Annotated in this window: 2 protein-coding genes; one reads left to right on the plus strand and one right to left on the minus strand. The window is 25.1% G+C overall.

Features of this window, described 5'->3' with window-relative positions; genetic code table 11:
• Nucleotides 1-68: 68 nt before the first annotated feature.
• Nucleotides 69-1,967 (minus strand): glutamine synthetase, encoded by a 1,899-nt coding sequence (locus G3997_RS07135; RefSeq protein ID WP_296644875.1) that lies wholly within the window; start codon nt 1,965-1,967, stop codon nt 69-71.
• Between the two features lie 286 nt (nt 1,968-2,253).
• Between G3997_RS07135 and G3997_RS07140 the strand changes: the two genes are divergently transcribed.
• Complete coding sequence (locus G3997_RS07140) at nt 2,254-3,030, plus strand: 3'-5' exonuclease (protein WP_296644876.1); 777 nt, start codon at nt 2,254-2,256, stop codon at nt 3,028-3,030.
• Nucleotides 3,031-3,071 lie beyond the last annotated feature (41 nt).

A 3,071-nucleotide genomic window follows, 5' to 3' on the forward strand; every position in this document is an offset into this window, starting at 1 on the left:
AAAAGTAATTTTCATAGCTTTTTTATRTTTTGTCGTAAATAATCTATTAACTAATTGTATTATTTAATTTAGTATATATTTTTTTTATATTTTACATATAGTTGTTGTATTTCTTCCATATTGTGCTTTAACTCTAGTTGTAAATTAGATGCTTTTTCAAAATCTTTACTTTCTAAAGCCTCTTTTATTTGAGTGAATAAAGATTTTCTTGTTAAAGTATCTTTCATTACGTTAAATTTGATATCATCTATAGAATTCCACATAACTTCATCTAAAGCATCCATATTTTCTTTTTCATGTAATTTAACATAGCTTCTTATACTATCTATAGAATCATCGATTATTCTATTACTCAATTCTTTACTCCATTTTTTTATAGCTCCAACCTTAAATGAATTTATTATCGCATCAGTAAATACATCACCTTGTTTTAACGACTCTAACTTATATTTATATTTTTCAAGATTTTGCATGTTTTCATATACTGTTGCTGGTGGAACTGAGAATCTTTTATTTCTTTCTTCTATCGTATAATACTCAAAAACATCATTTTCATCTCTATACATTCTATCTTTTTCTAAATAGAATCCTTCTTGACCTATATCTTTACTTAACTCTTTTTCAAGTTCTTTAGTTGATAACTTACTTTTTGCACTAGCTTTTATCCCATCTAACATAGTTTGGTAACATCCAGCTAAAACTAAATATGTATTTGATAGTGGATTTGGAGATCTTAATTCAAATCTAACAGTCTTAGGATTATTTATATCTCTTATTAACCCCACAAGTACAGATCTATTTCTAGATGGAACTTCATAAGAATGACCTAATGAAGTAACTGTACAGACAGGAGCTTCAAATCCAGGAACTAATCTATTAAATCCATCATTTGTAGAAGTTACAAATGGATTTAGTATTTCATAGTTATATAGTATTCCCATAAGTGCACCATATCCTAATTCACTTAAATAGTCTTCTTTCATATCCTTCGGGGCAAATATATTTACAATTTTCCCATTTTTTAACTTAGCACTAGCCCCAACATGAGTATGTCCACCACTTCCTGCAACTCCGTGTATTGGTTTAGCTTTAAATGTTACTTCTAACCCATTTGATTTAAATATATCTTCTATAACTTCTCTTACTATTAATTCACTATCTGCTGCTTGAAGAGGAGATGAAAACTTCCATGATATCTCTAATTGCTCCATTGCATGATTAGTTTTACCATCTATACTTATAGAACTATTTATTCCCCCTACTTCCTTATGAGCCATTTCTGGATTTACTCCTATATTTTTAAGTTCTATTAAACTTTTTTCTAAACAAGTTCTTATTACTCCATGAGTTCTCTTCCAATATTGTTCTTTTAAACTTTGTGATATATATAATTTTTCTAAATCAGCTTTATCTTCTGGAGTATTTACCCAAAATTCTAATTCAGTTGCTGATGTTAATAATATTTCTTCTATATCAGATATACTATCTATTCCTATATTATTTATAACATGTGGATATTTTTCAAAAATATCAAATAATGATTCTTTAAAATATTCTTCTGCTTTCTGTAATACCCCTCTTGAACATACTTTTTTATTATCATGTATTAAAAAAGCTGGTATTCTAAGAGTACCTATTGGTAAATTTAATTCACTATCAATATGTTCCATATTATAGTCTACATACCACTTACAATCTATATCTGGCATTAAGTCTACCTTTGCATTATTTAAAGTAGCTATATTATAAAGTTCAACACTTGATCCATCTGTTTGAACTGCAGATTGTAAAAAATCATTTATATCTTCTAAAAATAATTCAACTGGTATTTTTTCATCCGTAGCATTTCCACCTAAATCTACACCCATAAGTGATACAAATTTTATCTGTGGATTTTCTTTTAATATTCTTTTTAGATCTTTTTCATTATGATTTTCTTTTTCTATAATATATAATAAATTTTTCATACTGTTATTTCCCCCTTYTTTATATCCGTATATTTTTCAGATTATATATTTTAAAATTCGTTTTTTAATTTATACTTATTATATATTATAGATTAAAAGTTCTCAATATTTTTATTTATTTTATTTTATATAAATACTTGTACTTAAAAGTTTAACTTTTATACAAATATAGGGTATACTAAAAATATAAAAATATTTTTGTATACCAAATAATATAGTTATTAATTATATACTTTATATAATATAAATTTAATATATTAGTTACTTAATTTAGGAGAGAATTATTATGGAATATGTAGTTTTCGATTTAGAGTTTAACCAAGGATTCGATAAAACTCTTAATAAAACAGTCTCTAATGAAAAATGCCCCTTTGAAATCATTCAAATAGGTGCTATAAAATTAGATTCTCATTTTAATATAATAGATACTTTTAATAGTTATGTAAAACCACAACTATATAAATCTATACATCCTTTTGTTGGTAAAATGACTGGGATAAAACTTGATGATGTAAAGAATGCTCCCACTTTTTCTCAAGTATATAAAGATTTTAAAAAATTTGTTTCATCTAAAAAAAACACTGTACTTTGTGTTTGGGGAACAGGAGATTTAAAGGAATTATTTAGAAATATAAGTTACTATGATTTACCTTATAAGACTTTAACTAAGTCATATATAAATATTCAACATTATGCATCTATATACTTTAATAATCCTGCTGGTAAAAGTATTGGCCTTCAAAATGCTATACAAATACTAAATTTAGAACAAGATAAATCTTATCACAATGCATTAAATGATGCTTACTATACAGCACAAGTATTTATAAGAATTTATAATCCAAGTATAGTCCCTGATGTTTATATATATACTACGGTAAAACCATCTTCATCAAAAAGAAATACTAAAAAGCAAATTAATTATGATAAGCTATTTGCTGAATTTACTAAAATACTTCAACGAGATTTAACTAAAGAAGAAAAAAAAATAATAGACTTAGCATATAAAATGGGTAAAACTAACCAATTTCTAACTGAATCAACAATATATAAAAAAAGATAGACAACTTATGTGTCTATCTTTTTTTATATTATATTATACAT

The sequence above is a fragment of the Romboutsia sp. 13368 genome, from assembly GCF_018336475.1.
In the GTDB taxonomy this organism is placed as follows: Bacteria; Bacillota; Clostridia; order Peptostreptococcales; family Peptostreptococcaceae; genus Romboutsia.

What these genes read in the sequence shown, in the direction of transcription:
- G3997_RS07135 (WP_296644875.1), bottom strand. Translation starts at nt 1,967, where the DNA reads ATGAAAAATTTATTATATATTATAGAAAAAGAAAATCATAATGAAAAA.
- G3997_RS07140 (WP_296644876.1), top strand. Translation starts at nt 2,254, where the DNA reads ATGGAATATGTAGTTTTCGATTTAGAGTTTAACCAAGGATTCGATAAA.